General features: G+C 47.4%; 19 protein-coding genes. 3 read left to right on the forward strand and 16 right to left on the reverse strand.

Features of this window, described 5'->3' with window-relative positions:
* Positions 1 to 430: 430 nt before the first annotated feature.
* On the reverse strand, positions 431 to 1339 hold the full coding sequence (locus NST38_RS19675; RefSeq protein WP_076251134.1) for an AraC family transcriptional regulator: 909 nt from the start codon (positions 1337 to 1339) through the stop codon (positions 431 to 433).
* Between the two features lie 108 nt (positions 1340 to 1447).
* Between NST38_RS19675 and NST38_RS19680 the strand changes: the two genes are divergently transcribed.
* Positions 1448 to 2377 (forward strand): DMT family transporter, encoded by a 930-nt coding sequence (locus NST38_RS19680; protein WP_076251132.1) that lies wholly within the window; start codon positions 1448 to 1450, stop codon positions 2375 to 2377.
* An 87-nt stretch (positions 2378 to 2464) separates the two neighbouring features.
* Here NST38_RS19680 and sigF read toward each other — a convergent pair whose 3' ends face one another.
* The 11 genes from sigF to NST38_RS19735 form a co-directional block, all read right to left on the reverse strand.
* Positions 2465 to 3220 (reverse strand): RNA polymerase sporulation sigma factor SigF, encoded by a 756-nt coding sequence (sigF, locus tag NST38_RS19685; protein WP_036607856.1) that lies wholly within the window; start codon positions 3218 to 3220, stop codon positions 2465 to 2467.
* Positions 3221 to 3234: 14 nt separating this feature from the next.
* Positions 3235 to 3690, reverse strand: a complete 456-nt coding sequence (spoIIAB, locus tag NST38_RS19690) for an anti-sigma F factor (protein ID WP_036672324.1) — start codon at positions 3688 to 3690, stop codon at positions 3235 to 3237.
* A complete protein-coding gene (gene spoIIAA / locus NST38_RS19695) occupies positions 3687 to 4040 on the reverse strand; it encodes an anti-sigma F factor antagonist (RefSeq protein ID WP_017687636.1) in 354 nt (117 codons plus the stop codon). The genes spoIIAB and spoIIAA overlap by 4 nt, the downstream gene beginning before the upstream one ends.
* A 144-nt stretch (positions 4041 to 4184) precedes the next feature.
* Entirely contained in the window at positions 4185 to 5306 is a 1122-nt protein-coding gene (locus NST38_RS19700; RefSeq protein WP_256720020.1) for a D-alanyl-D-alanine carboxypeptidase family protein, read from the reverse strand.
* Between the two features lie 304 nt (positions 5307 to 5610).
* A complete protein-coding gene (locus tag NST38_RS19705) occupies positions 5611 to 6435 on the reverse strand; it encodes a purine-nucleoside phosphorylase (protein ID WP_076251128.1) in 825 nt (274 codons plus the stop codon).
* Between the two features lie 129 nt (positions 6436 to 6564).
* On the reverse strand, positions 6565 to 7455 hold the full coding sequence (locus NST38_RS19710; RefSeq protein WP_076251126.1) for a tyrosine recombinase: 891 nt from the start codon (positions 7453 to 7455) through the stop codon (positions 6565 to 6567).
* A 75-nt stretch (positions 7456 to 7530) separates the two neighbouring features.
* Positions 7531 to 7773: a DUF4227 family protein gene (locus NST38_RS19715; protein ID WP_017687632.1), complete on the reverse strand. Its 243-nt coding sequence runs from the start codon at positions 7771 to 7773 to the stop codon at positions 7531 to 7533.
* Positions 7774 to 7931: 158 nt separating this feature from the next.
* Positions 7932 to 8399: a ferric iron uptake transcriptional regulator gene (gene fur, locus NST38_RS19720; protein ID WP_036607866.1), complete on the reverse strand. Its 468-nt coding sequence runs from the start codon at positions 8397 to 8399 to the stop codon at positions 7932 to 7934.
* A gap of 107 nt (positions 8400 to 8506) precedes the next feature.
* A complete protein-coding gene (gene spoIIM / locus NST38_RS19725; RefSeq protein ID WP_017687629.1) occupies positions 8507 to 9136 on the reverse strand; it encodes a stage II sporulation protein M in 630 nt (209 codons plus the stop codon).
* Positions 9137 to 9297: 161 nt separating this feature from the next.
* The gene (locus NST38_RS19730; protein WP_076251124.1) at positions 9298 to 10518 is read right to left on the reverse strand and encodes an endonuclease Q family protein; all 1221 of its coding nucleotides are present in this window, start codon (positions 10516 to 10518) and stop codon (positions 9298 to 9300) included.
* A gap of 2 nt (positions 10519 to 10520) precedes the next feature.
* A complete protein-coding gene (locus tag NST38_RS19735) occupies positions 10521 to 11114 on the reverse strand; it encodes an NUDIX domain-containing protein (RefSeq protein WP_051447058.1) in 594 nt (197 codons plus the stop codon).
* A gap of 122 nt (positions 11115 to 11236) precedes the next feature.
* Here NST38_RS19735 and NST38_RS19740 point away from each other — a divergent pair, with 122 nt between their 5' ends.
* Positions 11237 to 11371: a Z-ring formation inhibitor MciZ gene (locus NST38_RS19740; protein ID WP_100527202.1), complete on the forward strand. Its 135-nt coding sequence runs from the start codon at positions 11237 to 11239 to the stop codon at positions 11369 to 11371.
* Between the two features lie 153 nt (positions 11372 to 11524).
* Here the strand turns inward: NST38_RS19740 and NST38_RS19745 are convergent, their stop codons facing one another.
* On the reverse strand, positions 11525 to 12658 hold the full coding sequence (locus NST38_RS19745) for a M20/M25/M40 family metallo-hydrolase (RefSeq protein WP_036607871.1): 1134 nt from the start codon (positions 12656 to 12658) through the stop codon (positions 11525 to 11527).
* A gap of 305 nt (positions 12659 to 12963) precedes the next feature.
* On the opposite strand from NST38_RS19745, the gene prli42 reads away from it, so the two are divergent.
* Positions 12964 to 13065, forward strand: a complete 102-nt coding sequence (gene prli42 / locus NST38_RS19750) for a stressosome-associated protein Prli42 (protein ID WP_017687624.1) — start codon at positions 12964 to 12966, stop codon at positions 13063 to 13065.
* A 26-nt stretch (positions 13066 to 13091) separates the two neighbouring features.
* On the opposite strand, the gene lipB is transcribed toward prli42, so the two are convergent.
* The 3 genes from lipB to NST38_RS19765 form a co-directional block, all read right to left on the reverse strand.
* On the reverse strand, positions 13092 to 13799 hold the full coding sequence (lipB, locus tag NST38_RS19755) for a lipoyl(octanoyl) transferase LipB (protein WP_076251122.1): 708 nt from the start codon (positions 13797 to 13799) through the stop codon (positions 13092 to 13094).
* Positions 13800 to 13910: 111 nt separating this feature from the next.
* A complete protein-coding gene (locus tag NST38_RS19760) occupies positions 13911 to 15356 on the reverse strand; it encodes a dihydrolipoamide acetyltransferase family protein (RefSeq protein ID WP_076251120.1) in 1446 nt (481 codons plus the stop codon).
* A 47-nt stretch (positions 15357 to 15403) separates the two neighbouring features.
* Positions 15404 to 16390, reverse strand: a complete 987-nt coding sequence (locus tag NST38_RS19765; protein ID WP_017687621.1) for an alpha-ketoacid dehydrogenase subunit beta — start codon at positions 16388 to 16390, stop codon at positions 15404 to 15406.
* Positions 16391 to 16392: the final 2 nt, after the last annotated feature.

Raw genomic sequence — 16392 nt, forward strand, 5'->3', positions numbered from 1 at the left:
GTGTTAGAAATTTGGAGACAAAGGCGAACGCTTCGCTTCTTCAGGTCTAATCTGCCGCCTGCGTTGCTTATGTATCCTTAGGTGAGCCCTCACGCTTCGCTCCTTTTGACCGATTCCATCCCTCCGCTGCCCATCGTCCTCCCGTTTCCAAACGTTTGAAATAAATATGCTGGGGAGGTGGCAGAAGGGAATTAAAAGAAGAGCTTTTGGGGGTTATTTGGCTCAAAATTCTATGACGTTGGAGTTTGTCTTCTGCATGCGTCTTAGAATACAACTGTGTAGAAAATTGGAGACAATGATGCACGTTTCGCTCCTTTTGACCGACTTGAGGCGCAACCGAGTGCGGAGCATTTTGTTACATATCAAAAAAAGTCGCCGTATGGGCGACTCTTCGGTATTGGTAGATAGGTCACGGATCATATACAATAACTCAAGAATTATGTTCTTTTTCTCTTTTGTTCAATTCCCTTCTAAATCGTAAAGGGGTTGAATTCATTGTTTTGCGGAATTGGTTAATGTAATAACTCGTGCTGTTAAAACCGACCTCATAGGCAATTTCGGTGATGCTACGCTTGGAGGATTGCAATAGTTCAATGCTTCTTTGGATGCGGTACTCGATCACATATTGCATGGGTGTGGTTTTCAGGATTTGCTTGAAATAACGGCAAGTCTCCGATCGACTTAACTGTCCGGCCTTTGCAATATCTTCAAGCTTAATTGGATCGGCATAATTGAGATTAATCCATTGCAACATGTCTTTCATTCGGTTGTTTCTGCTCATCTCTGATGGATCATGTTCAAGAGAATATCCGTTCATAATCAGCAGTTTCCACATATTAAGCACCGCAGAAGCAACATTCACTTCGTAAAAAGGAACTTGGTGCACTAACTCTTTTCTAATCCGTGAAATAACATCCAGGATCTGTTCTCCCCAAGCGTTAGCTCTTTCGATATACAGAAAAGGCAAATTAGTTGCTGTTACATATGGATGTACGTACTTTATATACAAATCCGAAGGCATGATAACATGTGGGGACAAATTCAGACATAAATAAATGCAGTTCTCGCTCACCCCGTGATCTTCGGCCATATGCATTATTCCACTGTTGATAAAAACCCCGTCACCTTTGGACAAAATCATCTTTTGATCGTTGATATGGAACAACGCCTTACCCTGAAGAACGGCAACAAACTGCAATTCATCATGCCAGTGGAGAGGAATATGTCCGTGAACATTTTTAACAATGGTTGTCTCATAACAGGCTATAGATAATGTATCGGTACGGTGTTGCGTCATTTCTTTCAAATGTTGATCAATGATAAATTCGATCTTCTGCATGGCCCTCATCTCAATATAGTTATATTTTTAAGTGTAATATTGATATAAATGTATCGTATTTCTCTTTAATATAACACTATTCTTATATTTAAGGTGAGGCGAACAAGAATGACAACTTCTGCAAAATCCAAAATTTCAGGCATCGTGCTCGTTCTGACGGGAGCCATCTGCTGGGGCATTGGGGGGACGGTATCTCAAAAATTGTTTCAGCTGGATGGAATTGAGGTCAATTGGTATGTCACTGTACGATTGTTGATTGCTGGGTTACTATTACTGGTTATTCAATCGTTTACAAATGGAAGATTTCAGATTTTTGATGTATGGAGAAATAAAAAAACCGCTGGGCAGTTGATCATTTTTGGATTGGTGGGCATGCTTGCCGTTCAGTATACGTACATGGCATCCATTAAACACGGCAATTCAGCGGTGGCTACACTCCTACAGTACCTGTCCCCTGTCATGATCATGATTTACATCGCACTCCGTAAGCAGTCTGTCCTTACACGCAATGACCTTGCATGCGCCGTTCTGGCTCTCGGTGGGTGTTTTCTCCTACTGACGAACGGCTCACTCACGCAGTTATCTGTCTCCTGGCTCGCAGTGATGTGGGGCATATTATCCGGGGTTTCAGCTGCATTTTATACGCTGTATGCCGTGCAACTAATTAAAAAATTCGATTCACTTGTTGTGGTTGGCTGGGCTATGATCATCGCTGGTTTGGGAATGAGTTTTATTCACCCGCCTTGGAAAATGAATTTTGCTAGCATCACGCTCGAAACCTACGGTTATTTGATATTTACGATCCTTTTTGGAACCATGATTGCTTTTTGGTTTTATATTGCGAGTCTCAAAAGTCTTACACCCAAGGAAACTAGCTTGCTTGGGAGCGCAGAGCCGCTTGCTGCTGTTGGAACAACCGTCATATGGCTCCATGAACCTTTTGGCTTCTATCAATGGATTGGTATGGCATGTATTCTTGGCATGATGCTGGTCATGCAGTCCAATCGTTCGGGATCTCCCCGTATTAACAACAAATAACCTCCCTCGCCATAATGCGCGATAGAAGGTTGTTAGTTGTTGTATATTGGTGTATAAACGCCAATACTGTTGGTGCAACCCATGAAATCACTGCGCGATCTGGTCGCGGATGGATTGCAGTATTTTTTTCTCCAGACGTGATACCTGCACCTGAGATATTCCCAGCCTGCTGGCAACCTCGGACTGGGTCTGATCTCGGTAATACCGAAGATAAACGATTAATCGCTCCCGCTCGCTGAGACCACCGATGGCTTCGTTCAGAGCCAGCTTGTCAAACCAACGTTCCTGAGACTCGTCGGCAATCTGATCCATTAACGTGATGGGATCACCGTCATTCTCAAATACGGTCTCATGGATGGAGGTCGGTGGTTTGTTCGCTTCCTGGGCAAATACAACTTCCTCCGGAGTTACCCCCAGCTCTGCGGCAACTTCCTTAATCGTTGGTAAACGATCCAGATGTTTGGACAGTTCGTCCCTTTTTTTGCGGACTTTATTCGCCATCTCTTTCAGTGAACGACTGACCTTCAGGGTACCGTCATCCCGCAGGAATCGCTGGATTTCTCCGATGATCATCGGTACCGCGTAGGTTGAGAACTTCACGTCATAACTGAGATCGAATTTGTCCACTGACTTGAGCAGACCGATACAACCAATCTGGAACAGATCTTCCGGATCATATCCCCTGTTCATAAAACGCTGTACGACGGACCAGACGAGTCTGATGTTGCAGTTCACCAGCGTATCCCGTGAGACATGGTCACCCGACTGACTGAGCGCAATCAGCCGTTTGACCTCGGCATCGTCCAAATAGGTCTGTGAAGATGGTTTCACTTCAGCATCCATAAGAACACCAACCCCTAATTATACAATGCTTTCTTGGATTCAATCCTTTTTTTCATCTTGATGGAGGTGCCTCTGCCGGGCTCACTGCTGACTTCGAATTCATCCATAAAGTTTTCCATAATGGTGAAGCCCATGCCCGACCGCTCAAGTTCGGGTTTGGACGTATATAGCGGCTGCTTGGCGAGTTCAAGATCTTCGATTCCTTCACCGCGGTCTTCCACGATGATTGTAATCATGTCTTCCCGAATCTCGGCCTGGATAGACACAACACCTTCGGAGTTGTTGTTGTATCCGTGGATGATGCTGTTGGTCACGGCTTCCGAAATGACCGTCTTCAGGTCACTGAGCTCGTCCATCGTTGGATCAAGCTGGGAGATAAACGCAGCAACGGTTACCCGTGCAAACGACTCATTCTCTGACTTGGCCGCGAATTGCAGATTCATGAAATTTGTCCCTGTTCCTTCATTCATGAGACGACCTCCAGACCTGAGAGAGCAGTTCCCTCATTTTCGTATATCGGCATAATCTTGAACAGACCCGACATTTCCAGCAAACGGTACACTGGCGAATTGACGTCACAGACCACCATCTTGCCACCTTTATTCTTAATGAGCTTGTATCTTCCCAAAATGACACCCAGACCTGAACTGTCCATAAATTGCAGATCTTTCAGGCTGAGTACGAGATGCTCGCTTTGTCTCCGCTGGATGGCTTCATCCATTTGCATCCGTACCATGTCAGCTGTATGGTGATCCAGCTCCCCGGATAATCGTACAATCAGAATCCCGCGATGGTGTTCCATTTCCACATGCAAGTTCACGTTTGCTCACTCTCCTCCCTGTCTTAGAACAAGGATTTCTACGCTTCCGAAGGCTTTTCCTGCCCCCCGACAAAACTAGAAGAAAACCCCTATTTAACTACAAAATATGTTCGAAGGATACGTGCAACTCGCAGAAATCGCCGTTTAGTCAAACAGGTTGGACGTTGTCCGCTTGAACAGCTTCCACCAGCCAGCCTTATTCACATCCTGCGGAGCCTGAATTTCGAACTCCTTAATGACGTCGTTGCCCTGGTAAACCACCAGTTTACCTATACTTTGCCCGGCTTTGATCGGAGCTTTCAATTCTTTGGCAACCAGCAATTCATGCCGGATGTCGTTGGATTTGGCTCCTTTGCGCATCAGCACACTATAATTTTGCGTGGCATTCAGAGGCAATTCGGCAACTTCACCTTTTTCGATCTTCAGACTACCCAGCAGATCCCCTGCCTTGTAGAGCGCCTTCATCGTATATTGACTAAACGCATAGTCAAACATCGAAGACACTTCACTGTTCCGTGTTTTGGTATTTGGTTCACCGAGTACCACGGAAACGACACGCAGTCCATCTTTGGACGCTGTTGCGGACAAGCAGAATTTCGCTTCGGATGTGTAACCTGTTTTCAAACCATCTGCCCCTTCATAAAAACGAACCAGCTTGTTTGTATTCACCAGCCAGAATGGCTTTTCCGTATCTTTGCGAAGGTAATCCTGATATGCACCGGTGTACTTCGTAATCCCGGAATGCTTCAACAGTTCACGGCTCATGACGGCAATGTCATGGGCGGAAGAATAATGATTATCGACCGGCAGGCCGTTACAGTTGGCAAAATGAGTATCCTTCATGCCAAGCTCCTTCGCACGCTCATTCATCAGCTGTACAAAGGCTTCTTCCGAGCCAGCGATCTTCTCAGCCATCGCTACCGAGGCATCATTGCCCGAAGCCATCGCGATCCCTTTTAACATATCATCTACCGTCATTTCTTCCCCAGGCTCCAGGAAGATCTGCGAACCGCCCATGGAAGCTGCATACTCGCTTGTTCTTACTTTGTCGGTCAGCTTCAGCTTACCCGAGTCGATCGCTTCGATTGTAAGCAGCATGGTCATAATCTTTGTAATGCTCGCTGGAGGCAGCTGATCATGACTGTTTTTCTCATAAATGACCGTTCCCGTGTCTGCATCCATTAAGATCGCAGAGCGCGCCGACGGGGCCAGATCAGTTCCTCCCGCTGCCTTCGGTGTTTCTTCAGCCAATGCTGTTGATGCCATAAGGGACAGCAGGATACAAAGGGTCATGAACGATGCCATTATTCTTTTCTTCACAAGGTTACCTCCTCAAATGACTTGCTTACTGCATGTTCCATGCATGTACTGCTAATCATTGTCGGCCCGTTTCCAGTAAATTATTCCATGTAAAGCATGATTTCCCGAACTTTTATTGAAAATGTGGTCATAGCCAAAAAAAACGCACTGCACTCAAGGAATGAGTAACCGTACGTTCAACACAACAAAAAAAGGTTACCCCCCTATGATTTCTCATCCAAAGAGGTAACCTTATCTACTCAAATCTTGCTTACATTTGTGGAATAACTGCCACTACCAGCGCCAGGAACGACTCACGCACACGTTCCGTCGTCTCCATAACCTCATCATGTGACAGTGGCTGGTCCAGAATTCCGGCAGCCATGTTGCTGATACAGGAAATACCGAGTACTTCCAGGCCCGCGTGGCGTGCCACAATCACTTCAGATACAGTGGACATGCCCACTGCGTCTGCGCCCAGTGTACGCAGCATTCTGATCTCTGCAGGTGTCTCATAGTTCGGACCGAGCATACCTGCGTATACCCCTTCACGTACGTTAAAACCTTGTGATGCAGCCGTATCCTTCGCCAGCGCACGCAAACGGCGGCTATATGCTTCGGACAGATCCGGGAAACGCACGCCCAGTGCAGCGTCATTTGGTCCGATCAGTGGATTTTTGCCTGTGAGATTCAAGTGATCCGAGATCAGCATCAAGTCTCCAGCTTCATACGACGTATTCACGCCGCCTGCAGCATTGGTTACAAGCAGGCTGCTTACACCCAGTTCTTTCATAACCCGTACCGGGAAAGCTGTCAATTCCGGACCATATCCTTCGTACATATGGAAACGGCCTTTCATCATCACGACTGGACGACCTTTAATGGTTCCGACCAATAGTTCACCTTCATGTCCTTCTACTGTGGACACTGGAAAATGCGGAACATCCTGATAAGCAATACTTACGCCATCTTCAATCAGTTCTGCCAGTACGCCAAGACCTGAACCCAAAATCAAACCTACTTCCGGCTTGATGGAGCTTTTGCTTTGAATATAAGATGCTGCTTCCGAAATCATTTGTTGGTTTAATGCTGTCATGCGATGTATGTTCCTCCTTGAGTTGAAACGATCCGTCTTATGTATAACGGCGTTTGGATGTATTCAATTTATTTTATCCTAAATCGGCCCAATGTTCCGCATTTATTTGTGAATGCCATGCGTCAAAATCTATCTTGCCCTCGGATGATGGGTTTCATAGATTTCTTTCATGGTTTTGCGACCATGATTGCCATATTGTTGTCCAGGCTGCTCCACGTGACCCAGCATGTCTTGAACCGCACGTGTATCCGCCCCATTGGCAATCAGGTGTGCTGCAAACGAATGACGAAGGGTATGCGGCGTAATTTCTTCCGAGATTCCCGCATCCACCGCCGCTTTTTTGAGCAGCTTCCAGAAGCCCTGCCGGGTTAAACGTCTGCCAGATACATTCACGAATAGTGCCTGCTCGGCCGAATCGGTTTTGAGCAACTTGTTGCGGAATTCCTCCACATATACACTTGCCCAATGTGCAGCTGGTGCACCGATGGGAAGGATACGTTCCTTGCCCGCCCCACCGCATCGTATAAAGCGCATCCCTGGCTGTACATCCCGAATGTCAAGGGCAATCAGTTCCGAGACCCTAATGCCTGTAGCATATAACAGTTCAAGCATCGCTCGATCTCTCACACCCTGCGGTGAACGAGTATCAGGCGCTGTCAGCAGTTGTTCGATCTCTTGGATACTTAACACCTGTGGTGGCGTCTTGTCCGCCTTGGGAGCTTCCACATCAAACGTAGGGTCCTGTATAATATCACCCCGTCGCATCAAAAAATGAAAGTAGGAGCGCAGAGATACGATGCTGCGGGCAATGGTTGCATTGGCACGTCCTGCCTGTTTGAGCTGACCTGCAAACAGGACGACATGTGTACGTCTGACCTGGTCGGCTTCGCGTATGCCATATTCCTTATCTGCAAATTCAATGAACTTGTCCACGTCTCGGAGATACGATTCAAGCGTGCTGCTCGACATCCCTTTATCATCTTCCAAGTATAAGGCGTAGGCGTGTATCGTCTGTTTCATGTACAACGCTCCTCAACTGACAGATCTGCCGCTCTGGCAGACTGCTCCCGTATTTGCATCCCTGGCTGTTTGAAGCTACTCCCCGTACCAATAGAACAAACGGAGACGCTCTGCCATCGTAGGACGTCCTTCTCCATTACCCGGCCAATCCGTTTCCTGAAATACTTTGATTGCATTGCCAGTCGGCATCTGATACTGATCCACAGGTGAGATCCAGCCATTAAACAGATCCAGAACATGATAGAACAGATAAACTAATGCAGCAAAAAATATAATAAATCGAATAAAACGGAGCCCTCTCCGCACTGATATAATCATGGGCGCGTCCCCTCCTGATTCGAATCCGGTATTGTCCTTGAATCAGGGTATGTCCATAAACACAGGTTTATGCCATTCGGGGGAAACTCCAGATCATGTCCGGTGCCAAAAAAGCTCTCCCGTCAAAACCGCCGGTGAGAGCTTGAAGATATGCTATGTTATTCTTCATCTTTGGGTTTCTGTTCATTTTTAGCTTTGCAACGATAACAAATTCCATGAAAGTCCAGTCGGTGATCTACTACCGAAAAGTTGAATTCCCGCTCCAAACGCTCTTCAAGCGGTCCAAGCCAGTCTTCACGTATTTCATCCATACTTCCGCATTGAACACAGATTAAGTGATGATGGTGATGCTTGGATGTATCTCCGCGCAGATCATAACGCGCTACACCGTCGCCGAAGTTGATTTTCTCTACAACATGCAGCTCACTCAGCAGTTCGAGGGTACGGTACACGGTTGCCAGACCGATTTCGGGAGCCTTTTCTTTAACGAGCATGAATACATCTTCTGCGCTCAGATGATCTTCTTCATTCTCAAGAAGTACTCTTAAGGTGGCTTCCCGCTGGGGCGTTAATTTATATCCTTGGGACTGTAGTTGCTGCTTAATTTTATCAATCCGTGCTTCCATTTTCTCCCTCCCCCTAGGAAATCACTGCACACTGCAACTTAACCCACTCTTTTCATTATAGGGGGAGTGCGTAATTAAAGTCAACATTTTACACTATACGGTGCACGTTAGGCCGGTAGTAACATTGGCGTGACCCAACGCATCATTGCAGGTGTAACCCATGTTTCAAAAGACGCCACGCCGAGCAGCAATGCAGCCATAACCAAAGTTAACACTATATATGAAGCAAAAGGCCTTTGTCGACCAGGTGTTCGCTGCATCAAAACACGATTACGAATGATGTATAACGAGAACGTCATCGCCGCTACACTGCAGATCAGGAGGATCGGAATGACAAATAGATTATGCGGTGCCACGGACACCAGTGCAAACAGTAGCCCTTTCCAGGAATACTGTCCAACAAGGTACCCCACTGTGAATCCAATGAGCACACCTTTCAAAAAATCCAGAACCAGTATACCGGGTAGTCCAACGACGGATAAACCCAGAATAAAGATCAGACCCACCCATTTCAGATGGAGCATGGCAATGTCCCAATATGCCCCGGTCTCAGTCACTTGTGCACTGTGCTGCACGGTCATGAAGAAATTACCGAGATAACCCTCCAGATCCTGACGTTGCTCGAGAGACAATGCGTTCACCATGAGCGCGCCAAAAATGACGCCGACCAGAAACAAGACGGCCACGAATACATATAACGAAGTCTGACCTTTAAATGTAAAGTAGGAAGAGCGCATACAGGTACGAGTCCCCTTTCCGGTATCATGCTGCAAGGATTTTCATTTACATCCTCATAGTCATTCTTATGAACCGGAATGCACCTGTATGACTTCTTGTCCAGATTGGACCTCTGTATAGCGAAAGCTATATGAGTTGAACTAAAGATTATTTACACCGGTCACTCCGAGGCTTTTTCCTGAACAGCAACCTTTCCGTACGTACCGCCACCTCCGGAGGACAGCTCCAGTTGTCCGTTCCGTGCAGCCACAATCAAGCCTGCCAGCACAGGTCCAACAACCGCAGCAAGCTCTTCCTCACGCGTGCGATGAAGTACGTTCATTTCTGTACCAAAATGGTCCAGTAGCTGGCGCAGTTTGGCTTTGCCAAGTCCCGGGATGAACTCCAGTGGCACCTGATAATGATAGGCTGGTCTGTTTGCAGGAACATGAGGATTCTCTCGATCAGAGATCGCCAGGATGCGATCCAGCACCCCCTGCACCAGCTTCAGACTGCCACAGTGCGGACAGCGCTCTGCTGACATCGCTTGCTCATCCATAATGCTGCCACATGCTGCACAGTAGGTACGATGATATTTGCCCAGCCTTGGATTCAGTCCATAATTGGCCGCAATTTTCCTGCCGGCTTCTCCTTGAAGTGCCATACGGAATTCATCAAAAGAAGGGGCAGCAACTTGCAGCTCGTTATACTCCCGTCCAATCTTACCGAGCGAATGAGCATCCGAATTGGTCAGAAACGGTACATGATCCAACTCCCGAATATAACTGGCCATGGATGAGTCCGAGCTTAACCCCAGCTCTACCGCATCCACGAGACGGGTATCCAGTACATCGCCCATACGGGACGCCGTACTGCCATAGATGCCTTTATGCGGTGTAAATACATGTGCAGGAACAATAAGTCCACCACGGGCCTTAATCTCCGTCTGCATCTCAAGAGCGGGCACGTAGACCCGCTGAGAACTGAGATTCACATTTTTCATATAACGTTTCATCCAGTCCGTGAAGGACTTCATCGTTTTCAAATCACGGAAGTACGCCAGCATATGGAACTCACGCATTCCAGGCTCGCGCAACTCAATCTCTGTACCCAGCAGAATGGTCGTGTCCTGGTAGGCAATACCGCCGCCCTCAATCTCGGACATGGTGCCACTCTCCAGCAATTGCTCAATATCCGTCTGTACAACCGGAGAATGACAATCAATAACACCAAGTAAATGAATTCCTTTGCGATCCGATGCTTCCCGGGCAATATTCTCAAATGTCAGATCACGACTGCCGCTGATTTTCACGGCCTCCCCACGTGAGGTTCGTCCGATGTGGATATGCAGGTCTGTATAACAGGGCTCCCACATCGTGGACGTTTCCAGTTGATCTTGCATCCTTAGAACCGTCCTGTCGTTCTGTAAAGGTCCCACGCGTACACGGCCATCATCGTTTTGGCATCGCTAATCCGGTTCTCGTCCATAAGCGCATAAGCTTCCTCCAGAGTTATTTCGGCAACTTCAAGGAATTCATCTTCGTCCAGCGCCATGTCCCCTGCTTCCAACTCTTCAGCGATGTAAAGATGAATGATCTCATCTGCGAACCCCGGTGACGTGTAAAACGAACGCAAATGACGCAGCGACTTGGCTACATATCCCGTCTCTTCTCGCAATTCACGTGCTGCGGCAACTTCCGGCTCTTCTCCCGGGTCCAGTTTTCCCGCAGGAATCTCCACTTCGGTGCGTCCCATTGCCTGACGATACTGATCCACAACAAGCATGCGATCCCCATTCAGAGCGAGTACAGCTACCGCTCCAGGGTGCCGGATTATCTCACGTGTAGCCGTCTGGCCATTCGGTAGTTTAACGGTATCGACTTGAAGTGAAATCACTTTGCCCTCGAAGATTGGCTTAGTGGATACGGTCACTTCATCTAGTTTTGGATTGGCAGGTTGCGCCGCGTGGATGGATTGGGCAGATTGATTTGGTTTCATTGGTTCTTCAACTCCATATCGTAGGATTATATATTCGGTTAATGTATATATCTCTTATTTTGGGCATATGGTGAGCGTATAGAACTCTCACAGCAAATATAAACGAATCAGGGGGACTTTCAATGAATAGTTATATGACGCCTCAATCCTTACACGTGGTAGGACAAGCACGGCAAGTACAGCTCATACTCAAACAATGGTTACGCGAGTGGGGCCCGGATGCCAAGTTAATCGATCTCCTCGCTGGACGCAAATGAATGGGTAATCGATCCATTGTTTCAATTTGATCCTAAATTAACGAGTCTTCTCACTTGAAATATAACATGAATTCACAAAAAGTCCGAATCCGATACAGATAGACCGGGTTCGGACTTTTGTCTAACAACATGTGAGGTAACATGTGCTCTATATTATTTCTTGTCAGCTGCCGTTTCCTGAATAATAGCTACGACTACCTGGGATAACTTCACAATGTCTTCGGCACGAATACGTTCTTTGGTTGTATGAATATCCTCATACCCTACCGCCAAGTTCACTGTTGGAAGGTCGAATCCGTTAAAGATATTGGCATCACTGCCACCACCGGAAGCAAACGTACTTGTCTCCAGCCCAATACTGCGGATGGCACGCTGTGCAAGTTGTACAACTTCGTGTTCATCATGGAAGCCAAATGCAGGGTAAAGGATCTCACTTCTGAATTCAGCTGTTGCACCGTATTTGCGACAAGTCGTTTCCAACGCGTCACGCATCTGTGCAACCTGCAATTCAACTTTCTCCTGCACAATACTGCGAGCTTCCGCTTCAAGCTGTACAAAGTCACATACCACATTGAGTGCTGACCCACCCTGGAATTTTCCAATGTTTGCTGTTGTCTCGTCATCAATTCTGCCCAGTGTCATCGCTGCAATTGCTTTTGCGGCAACCTGAATGGCGCTGATCCCGTCTTCCGGATTCACGCCAGCATGGGCAGACTTACCATAGATGCTCATTTGAATTTCAGCTCTCGCTGGAGCAGCAACACAGATCGTGCCTACAGCTCCATTAGAATCCAGCGCATAACCGAACTCGGCATCGATATCCTTCGGATTCATGGCACGTGCACCCACCAGTCCAGACTCTTCGCCGACCGTAATGACAAATTGAATTTTACCATGTGGAATCTTGTTTTCCTGGATCACACGAATCGCTTCAAACAATGCCGCAATCCCTGCTTTGTCATCTGCTCCCAGGATCGTTGTTCCATCACTGCGGATCCAGCCATCTTCACCCAGTTCAGGCTTGATTCCCTGTCCCGGCGTCACGGTGTCCATATGACATGTGAAAAAGATCGGTGCAACCCCTTCAGTTCCTTCGGCTTCCCAGGTAATGACGAGGTTTCCGGCGCCATGTCCGGTTTGCTCCATGGTATCATCCTCATAGACATGAAGACCAAGCTCTGCAAACTGTTCTTTTAACACCTTCGAGATGTTCTGTTCATTTTTCGTTTCACTATCAATCTGCACCAGTTCCATGAACTGATCGATAACACGTTGTTGTTTAATCATAGGACTTTCCTCCCTCTCGTAGATACGGTACAATACAATTACTATGGCTTGTTTATTTTATGAGGTTGTTCAAAAAGTCTGCTTTTGATTACGAAGGATGCCTGGCGGCATCATCAGCATCGAATATGGAATTCAGCCGAAATAAGCGGGAGGCTTACGAAGTATGTTTCCTTTGGAAACATTGTGGTTGCTCACATAGTTTTCCCTACGCTCCGCTACTCCATTTCTAGCTTCATCCCATCTTCTTGGTACTGAAAACCAGTCTTTTTGAACATACACTTTATGTTGAAAGGAGTTCTCTCATCATGCAAAAAAAGAAATGGTTCAAAATCATCATCTATCTCATGCTGATCGCCATGATCGGGTCCACCCTTTTCATAGCTCTCGAACCGTTGCTGTTTGGATAGCAACCTAAAGCCTTTCGACGACCTGTTTACAGACGTTGAAGGGCTTCTTTTTCCGTGACCCAATTAATTTGATATTGAAAAATACGATTAAAGTACGGAACAATCTCCTGCGCTACTTGCTCCACCGCATAGGACTTGCCCGTTATATCCTCCAGTGAGGTAACGCCATACTGTTCAATCCCACAAGGAACAATCCCCTGAAAACCTGCATGTTGAATGCCTGAGCTGATGTTAAAAGCAAACCCGTGACTGGTCACAAAACCGCGGCGGTGTTTGCAACGATTAAACTTGATGCCGATTGCAGCAATCTTCATATCACCAATCCACACACCCGTGTAACCCTCTTTGCGTCCAGCTTCAATGCCCTGGTCTGCGAGATAATCCATAAGCACCTGCTCAAGTTTCCGTAGATAGCCGTGCAGATCCAGGTCTTCATCCCGACCAAGAATCAATAACGGGTAACCTACCAACTGGCCCGGGCCATGATAAGTAATATCACCGCCACGGTCAATTTGAAACAAAGAAATCCCTTGCTCACGCAACTCTTCCGGACTGAGAAGCAGATGCTCCGGATGATTTTGTGAGCCGATCGTATACGTTGGCGGGTGCTGTAAAAGTAACATCTGCTCCGCTCCCTCGCCCTCGTCCAATCGCTGCACAATCGCTTTCTGGCGGTTCCAAGCCTCTTCATAATCAAGCATTGGTATGTATGCAACATCCAGCAGCTTGCTCATGATTCCCCACACCCTTCTGCTTCAGGTTCAGTGTACAATTGAGCCCCTGTCCGTAGACAGCAGGAAAAGTGCACGGCCTCCGGCACATACACTTTCCCGACAACTATTTACTTAATACACCTTGGTCTCCATGGTATATCCTTCAAGGTTTTCTTTGACACGTTGCAAGAAACGTCCGCTGATTACCCCATCCAGGATTCGGTGATCCAGCGACAGACACAGGTTAGCCATCGAGCGAACAGCGATCATATCATTAATAACCACTGGTTTCTTGACAATCGACTCGAATGTAAGAATGGCTGCCTGCGGGTAGTTAATGATTGGCTGGGACAGGATCGAACCAAATGAACCGGTGTTGTTCACCGTGAACGTACCACCTTGCATATGGTCCAGCTTCAACGTACCTTCACGTGTTTTACGAGCTAGCTCATCGACTTCACGGGCCAGACCTGCAATATTTCGCTGATCGGCATGTTTGATTACGGGTGTAAGTACAGAATCTTCGGTTCCTACCGCCATGGACAGGTTAATGTCCCGTTTGACGATAATTTTGTCCACTGCCCATACCGAGTTCATGATTGGGTAGTCTTTAATCGCGTTAACGACTCCCTTCATCATGAAGGACAGATATGTCAGATTGATGCCCTCCTTACGCTTGAACTCATCCTTGAGTTTATTGCGCAGCATCACAAGATTGGTTACATCCACTTCGATCATCGTCCATGCATGCGGGATTTCCGATACGCTTTGACGCATATTCCGGGCAATGGCATTACGCACAGGGGTAACATCGATGAAATACTCCGATCTTCCCTGGCCGCCACCTTCCACTTCGATCTGTGGAATTTTCGGACTTTCGGTTAGATGAATGCCTGAATGTCTCACAGGAACACCTGCATCAGACGCTGAGATCGCTTCTCCAGCGGTTAAACCCATTTCTCCATTTCCACGATTCACTCCGCTGAATGGAGAAGCAGACGGCACACCAGAAGGCGCATGCTGTGCTGCAAGAGATGATGCTTGTGCAGACGATCCAGCCGCGTTACCTCCTTGTGCAACAAATGTCAGCACATCTTTGCGGGTAATACGACCACCGGCACCTGTGCCTTGGATACTTTGCAAGTTCAAGCCATGCTCTGCTGCCAAGGATTGCACTGCCGGGGAATACCGATTACGCATCGGCTGGTTCGGATCATGTCCTGCTGTATTTGACGCGGCAAGAGGAGTGGGGCTCGCATGTTGCTGCACTTGCTCCTGTTGCTGCGATACTTGTGTTACTTGCTCAGCCGCTTCTTCGTCAGAAGCTGCGACCTGCATGCGGCAGATTGCTTCACCAACAGCAATCGTTGTGCCCTCTTCCACCAAAAGGTCACCCATAATTCCATCCACAGTGGATGGAATCTCGGCATTAACTTTATCAGTGATTACTTCACAGATCGGCTCGTACTGTTCCACACGGTCGCCCGGTTTTTTCAACCATTTGCCTATGGTAGCCGAGACCAGCGATTCCGCCAATTGCGGCATAATGACCTCGATCCATTTCATACGTTCAGCCATTTGATTATCACTCCAAACTTTACTTTTAAACGATCCAAAAAACGAAATTAAAACTCGGCAAGTGTACGCATTGCTGCTTTGGCTTTGTCCTTGCTCAGCATGTAGAATTTCTCCAATGTTGGGCTAATTGGCATGGCCGGCACATCAGGTCCGCAGAGACGCTGAATCGGTGCATCCAGTTCAAATAGACATTCCTCACTAATAATCGCGGCAACTTCGGCACCTACACCACCCGTTTTGTTATCTTCGTGTACGATCAGCACTTTGCCTGTCAGACGAGCGGAAGCAATAATCGCTTCACGATCCAACGGTTGCAATGTGCGCAGATCCAGAACGTGTGCTGTAATGCCTTCTTCACGCTCCAGCTCCTCAGCAGCCTGCATAACAAAATGCAGCGGCTGGCTGTAACCGATCACCGTAATATCCGCACCCTCACGAAGTACATTGGCCTTACCAATCGGAACGATGTAATCATCTTCAGGCACATCTTCCTTGATAAGTTTGTAGCATTTTTTATTTTCAAAAAAGAGTACCGGGTCCGGGTCGCGAATAGCGGCCTTGAGCAGTCCCTTAGCATCGTATGCCGAGTAGGGAGCTATAATTTTCAGACCAGGTGTACCAAAGAAAATCGATTCCGGACATTGGGAGTGATACAACCCACCGAAGATCCCGCCACCAATCGGCGCACGGATAACAATCGGACAGCTCCAGTCATTGTTGGAACGATAGCGAATCTTCGCCGCTTCACTAATGATCTGGTTGGTTGCCGGCAACATGAAGTCCGAATATTGCATCTCGGCAATCGGCTTCATGCCATACATCGCTGCACCAATCGCAACACCTGCAATAGCAGATTCAGACAATGGTGTGTCCATCACTCGCATTTCGCCAAACTGATCTTGCAGCCCTTTAGTTGTGGTAAACACACCACCTTTGAGACCTACGTCTTCACCAAGGATAAACACATTTTCATCCCGTTCCATCTCTTCTTTCATCGCGAGACGGATTGCATCAATATATTCCATCACTGCCATAC

This window comes from Paenibacillus sp. FSL H8-0104, assembly GCF_038050215.1.
In the GTDB taxonomy this organism is placed as follows: Bacteria; Bacillota; Bacilli; order Paenibacillales; family Paenibacillaceae; genus Paenibacillus; species Paenibacillus amylolyticus.

Excerpts from the sequence above, each read along its gene's own strand:
- NST38_RS19765 (WP_017687621.1), bottom strand. The coding sequence starts at position 16,390 with ATGGCAGTGATGGAATATATTGATGCAATCCGTCTCGCGATGAAAGAA.
- NST38_RS19760 (WP_076251120.1), bottom strand. The coding sequence starts at position 15,356 with ATGGCTGAACGTATGAAATGGATCGAGGTCATTATGCCGCAATTGGCG.
- NST38_RS19735 (WP_051447058.1), bottom strand. The coding sequence starts at position 11,114 with ATGAAACCAAATCAATCTGCCCAATCCATCCACGCGGCGCAACCTGCC.
- sigF (WP_036607856.1), bottom strand. The coding sequence starts at position 3,220 with ATGGATGCTGAAGTGAAACCATCTTCACAGACCTATTTGGACGATGCC.
- NST38_RS19740 (WP_100527202.1), top strand. The coding sequence starts at position 11,237 with ATGAATAGTTATATGACGCCTCAATCCTTACACGTGGTAGGACAAGCA.
- lipB (WP_076251122.1), bottom strand. The coding sequence starts at position 13,799 with ATGAGCAAGCTGCTGGATGTTGCATACATACCAATGCTTGATTATGAA.
- NST38_RS19710 (WP_076251126.1), bottom strand. The coding sequence starts at position 7,455 with ATGAAACAGACGATACACGCCTACGCCTTATACTTGGAAGATGATAAA.
- prli42 (WP_017687624.1), top strand. The coding sequence starts at position 12,964 with ATGCAAAAAAAGAAATGGTTCAAAATCATCATCTATCTCATGCTGATC.
- spoIIM (WP_017687629.1), bottom strand. The coding sequence starts at position 9,136 with ATGCGCTCTTCCTACTTTACATTTAAAGGTCAGACTTCGTTATATGTA.
- NST38_RS19680 (WP_076251132.1), top strand. The coding sequence starts at position 1,448 with ATGACAACTTCTGCAAAATCCAAAATTTCAGGCATCGTGCTCGTTCTG.
- NST38_RS19745 (WP_036607871.1), bottom strand. The coding sequence starts at position 12,658 with ATGATTAAACAACAACGTGTTATCGATCAGTTCATGGAACTGGTGCAG.
- spoIIAB (WP_036672324.1), bottom strand. The coding sequence starts at position 3,690 with ATGAATGAAGGAACAGGGACAAATTTCATGAATCTGCAATTCGCGGCC.
- fur (WP_036607866.1), bottom strand. The coding sequence starts at position 8,399 with ATGGAAGCACGGATTGATAAAATTAAGCAGCAACTACAGTCCCAAGGA.
- NST38_RS19715 (WP_017687632.1), bottom strand. The coding sequence starts at position 7,773 with ATGATTATATCAGTGCGGAGAGGGCTCCGTTTTATTCGATTTATTATA.
- NST38_RS19730 (WP_076251124.1), bottom strand. The coding sequence starts at position 10,518 with ATGCAAGATCAACTGGAAACGTCCACGATGTGGGAGCCCTGTTATACA.
- NST38_RS19675 (WP_076251134.1), bottom strand. The coding sequence starts at position 1,339 with ATGCAGAAGATCGAATTTATCATTGATCAACATTTGAAAGAAATGACG.
- NST38_RS19705 (WP_076251128.1), bottom strand. The coding sequence starts at position 6,435 with ATGACAGCATTAAACCAACAAATGATTTCGGAAGCAGCATCTTATATT.
- NST38_RS19700 (WP_256720020.1), bottom strand. The coding sequence starts at position 5,306 with ATGGCATCAACAGCATTGGCTGAAGAAACACCGAAGGCAGCGGGAGGA.